The following is a 4,549-nucleotide window of genomic DNA, read 5'->3' on the forward strand; positions in this document are numbered from 1 at the left end:
CACAGCGAGATCCTCGCCCCCGAACATGCGCCTGACTGGGCGCGGGATCGCTCTGCGCTATGGAACGCGGTGGAGCAGATCGAGCGCCGCAAGGACGCGCAGGTCAGCCGCGAGGTGCGTGTGGCCCTGCCGTCCGAGCTGACGCCTGAGCAGAACCGCGATCTGGTGCGCGGGTTTGTTCAGGCGGAATTCGTCTCCCGGGGGATGGTCGCTGACATCGCCCTTCACGCTCCGGGGCGCGAGGGCGACCAGCGGAACCACCATGCACATATCATGCTGACCACCCGCGAGATCGGCCCCGAGGGGTTCACCACCAAGAACCGGGACTGGAACGCCAAGGAGCTGCTGGTGGACTGGCGGTCATCCTGGGCCGAGCACGTCAACCAGACGCTGGAGCGCTGCAACGTCCATGAGCGGGTCGATCACCGCACCCTGGAGGCGCAGCGCGCGGAGGCGCTTGAGCGGGCTCACGCGGCCGAGCGCCGTGGCGACGAGCGAACCCACGTCGCGGAGATGGCGCGGGCGGTGGAGCTGGACCGCCCGCCCCTGCCTGATGTGGGTGCGCGGGGCTGGAGCATGATGCGGCGCGGGATCGCCACGCCGGCCTCCGATCGCTGGCAGAAGGTGCGCGAGATTGGCCTTCAGGTCCGCGAGGTTGCCCGTGAGTTCCGGACGCAGGCCCGCGACTGGCTGGAGCGGACCCTGGACCGGGTGCAGGAGCGCGCGGCGTCGCTTGGCCTCACCCGCGCCCCGGAGACGGCGCTGGAGCGACTTCAGGCCGCCCGTGCATCGCGTGGGGCCGTGGATACCCCGCAAACCGCCCTTGAGCGTCTACAGGCCGCGCGGGCGGGGCGTGGCGAGGATCACGGCGAGGAGGTCGCGCGCAACGTCGATCGCGCAGGGCATGCCCTCACCCAGCAGGACCGGGAGCGGGAGCGCGTGCTGGAGCAGGAGCGGGTCTTGGAACTCCAGCGGATCGCTGAGCGCAAAGGGCCAGAGCACAGTCTGTGAAAAGGCGCATGTCCGCATGACGAGCCTTTAAGCAACCTTGATTTACAGGTGCTGACAGTGCAGCGAGCTCTGCCAGCGTGTTCAGATTGGATTTCATAGATGAGCAATATTATTTCACGCCCCTTCATGCCTGCGGATCGTCCTGCTTGCCTTTCAATCTTTGACAGCAACGTTCCGTTCTTTTTTGCGTCTGAGGAGCGTGAGGAGTTTAACGATCATCTGAAAAATTATAACGTAATTTCTGCGCCTTACATCATTCTTGTACGGGATTATGCCGTGGTCGCCTGTGGAGGGCTAACGATAGATATCACGCGCCAGAGGGCATCCCTGTCATGGGGTATGGTTGATGGGGCATCACATGGGCAAGGGTTGGGAAGCATACTAACACAAGCCAGACTCACGCTGGCACGGTCGATACCTGGTCTTGCCGAAATCAAGCTATCTACCAGCCAACACACCCAGGGCTTCTATGAAGGGTTTGGTTTTGCATGCTCCACTATCACGCCAAACGGGTTCCGCACTGGACTAGATCGTTGGGACATGACGCTGAAGCTTTGAAGCTGTCATAATAAACGGCGGCTTGGTCCCAAATAGCGGACTCCAGGTTAACAATGCAGGTGGGTAAGTTTTAGATGATCGTCACCCGCACAAGCGGGTCGCCTTCGCATGACGATTTGTACCCTACAATTCTATAGGAGTGATCTGCCGCACGTCACCGCTTATCTTTTTTCTAGGTCGTGAAAGGCCTGAAGTGAAGGTGCAATTGCACCGCAAACCTAAGGAGAATTTCGATGTCCAACGCATTTGGCAAGCAGCTCACCCGCACCCCGAAGCCGGCGACAGCTACGCGTTTTAATCAGTCGCCCAGCAACTGTGCGAGCTGCACCAACTCTGGCGCATCCCCGATCGGCTAATCGGCGCAGCCGAAACGGCCCCGCCCGATTGGAGCGGGGCCGTCTGTCTCGGTGCTGTCTGCGGGCGGCCCAGCAGATTTAGCCACAGGGGAGAACGGAGACGATGACCCTCTACAGCATTGCCCCCTTCGCGCTAACCGACATGCCGGATGACGGCGTCGCGATTCATGCGCCGAACGGGCTCTTCACGATCGAGGACCGCGGGGCGGCCGATGCGCTGCGCGCGCTCTCGCTGCACAGCCAAATAGACCATGAGACTCTCGTGGAGACCCTCGGCGGCTGTAGCGACGCTCCGGCATTAGAGAATTTTTTGAAGCAGGGGCTTGGCCTGATCCACGAGGTACGCCCGGCGGCTTGCGCCGTGCACTTGGCCGGCGACCCTGAGGATATTGAGCCGCTGCGCTCCATGTTTCTGTCCGAGACGCTCGCCAGTCCCAGCGAGGAGAGGGAGCCGGGCCTCCTGCGGATCGAGGCGATCAACCGGCCGAACCTTTCCGACTCACTTGCCGCGGCCCGCGCGGCGCTTCGCCCGGGACAGATCCTTGTCACCCTCTTTCCTTTCGGCCCTGAGACGGTCGTTACGCCGCCGTGGCGTCCGGGCCTCGGTATTGCCTGCCCTTGCTGCTGCATGGATTTCCTCGAAGAGGCGCGCTTCCAAGGTGGCCGGCGGGGCGAACTCTCCCTCGGTGACGCCTTGGCGGCGCTTCAGGCGGAGGGCTGTGATGGGCGGCCCTTCCGGCGGCTGGCATCGCGCGACCTCGCCTATGCTGGACGAATTGCCGCGGCGCGCTCCGAAACCGTTCTTGGCATCCGGCGCGGTTGGGACGACTGGGACGACGTGCGCAGCCTGCTGAGGATCTCGCACGGGATGCCGAATATCACTCGCGCCCGCGTGCCTCTTTCGCCTGCCTGCGACTGTCTGCACCACGCTCCCGGGAATTGACCGACGAAAGGCTGACCCATGCAGACTCTTGCCCTGTCTCGCGCAAGCGACACGATAGACCCCAGCACTTGGCATCAGCTCCGTGCTCTGCACGCCGCAGGCAACAATGTCACCCCTGAGTTCGGCGCTGTTAGCCCGAACTACACTGGCCTAACCAATACTGATCTCGCGCGGATGGAAGCAGCTGAGTATCCCTTCTCTGGGACGGTGCAATCTGTCATGTCGGAGACGTTTCACGATCGTGCCGCTTCCGCCAAGCATTTCGATCCCGCCCGGCCGGTGTCAGTGACACTATTCATGGATTTGTTGGCACGTAGCTTCGGCAATGCCGGGTTGGGCAGTAGGCGCCGGCCCTATCCTAGCGGCGGAGCGCTATATTCCTGCCAGGTCTGTCTCTGGGCGCGCAACGTCGAGGGTCTGGCCCCTGGTAGCTACCACTACCTGCCGCACAGCCGTCGGCTTGAGCGACTAGAGGCGGCGGCGCCGGAGAGCGTCCTCAACGCGCTCGGCATCGCGACGGATAATACGGCACTCCCACGCATGGCGGATTGTGCCTTCGCACTGCTTTATTGCGCGCTCATGCAGGTGCCAGTGGCAAAATACGGCGTGCGCGGCTACCGGCTGGCGCTGCTCGAGGCCGGCTCTATGTACCAGCAGATGGGCCAGGAGATGCAAAACGCGGGTCTTGCAGGACGTGTTTGGGGCGGTTTCGAGGATGACCGCCTCGCCATGGCGTTGGGGGTGGATCCGCGCGTCGCATGGCCCCTAGTGGTGCAATTCGGAGGCCACGCATGATCCTGCAATCGGACATCTCCCGCCGCGTCATCGACCTTTCCCCCCGCCTCGGAGCCCCTTCGCTAGCGCGCTGCCTTGTTGGCTCCGGCAGGGTCAGTTGTGCAACTGGGCGCGCCCGTTCGGTTCACACCCGCGCACTTGGTGAGGCCTGCGAACGCAGCTTCTCCTTCTCTCCGCCATGCATCGTGGGCAGGCGACGGTTAGATACACTTCCGGAAGACCTACGCGACTGGTTCGAGGTTCTCCTTGAGGGCGCCGGGCCGGACACCTGCTTCGACATGGTTACGGTGGAAGACATCTCAGGCGAGCGCCGCTGCCAGATGCCTGCGCTTCTCGCGACGCTAGCCGCCCACTGCGACGATGCCGCCCTGCCGTACCGCGACAGCTCCGGGACAGCGGTGCACGTCAGTCGCCCGCGGGCGCTGTATGCGGCCGTCCTCGAGTTTGCCGAGCGCCAGTCGCTCACCGCCTTCTGGTACTTTGGCCACGGCCACCGCCACTGGCGGTTGCATGATGGCCTGCTAGGCCTCAATGACGAGACCCGCGCGACTTTCGCCGTTCTGGAAACCTGGGGCGAGGTAGAGCTGGCAGAAATCTCGCTTTTCAGTGACGTTTCGGTGATCCTCGCAGTACTGCGAGGCCGGCGTGCTCCGGTCCGCTTCGGTGCAGGCGGCGCGGGCGCAGGCACCCAGTCCCAAGCTATCGCCAAGGCGGTACAAGAACTTTATCAAGCGGTGGTCCTGACCGAACAGCTTTCTTGTGAGCGCGCGGGGCAGTCCACGGGTGCTGAAGAGGATCCGCAGGGAGGGTATACTAGCGGTGAGGATGCGCTAACTACCGGTTACATGACCTTCAACACCGAGCAAGGCGCTGCCGAGGTCTGTGA

At 63.2% G+C, this 4,549-nt stretch carries 5 protein-coding genes; all 5 read left to right on the plus strand.

What is annotated here, in order from left to right; translation table 11 throughout:
- On the plus strand, positions 1-1,011 hold a 1,011-nt coding region (mobQ, locus tag SY26_RS21745), incomplete at its 5' end, for a MobQ family relaxase (protein ID WP_064503579.1).
- 99 nt (positions 1,012-1,110) lie between these two features.
- Entirely contained in the window at positions 1,111-1,569 is a 459-nt protein-coding gene (locus SY26_RS20860; RefSeq protein WP_084693982.1) for a GNAT family N-acetyltransferase, read from the plus strand.
- Between the two features lie 459 nt (positions 1,570-2,028).
- Positions 2,029-2,868, plus strand: a complete 840-nt coding sequence (locus tag SY26_RS19540; RefSeq protein ID WP_045983737.1) for a hypothetical protein — start codon at positions 2,029-2,031, stop codon at positions 2,866-2,868.
- Between the two features lie 18 nt (positions 2,869-2,886).
- Positions 2,887-3,663, plus strand: a complete 777-nt coding sequence (locus SY26_RS20240) for a SagB family peptide dehydrogenase (protein WP_064503580.1) — start codon at positions 2,887-2,889, stop codon at positions 3,661-3,663.
- Positions 3,660-4,549 (plus strand): YcaO-like family protein (locus SY26_RS19550; protein ID WP_046001957.1); only part of this gene is annotated, 890 nt, incomplete at its 3' end. The genes SY26_RS20240 and SY26_RS19550, both read left to right, overlap by 4 nt.

It is taken from the genome of Paracoccus sp. 228 (genome assembly GCF_000967825.1).
GTDB lineage: Bacteria > Pseudomonadota > Alphaproteobacteria > Rhodobacterales > Rhodobacteraceae > Paracoccus > Paracoccus marcusii.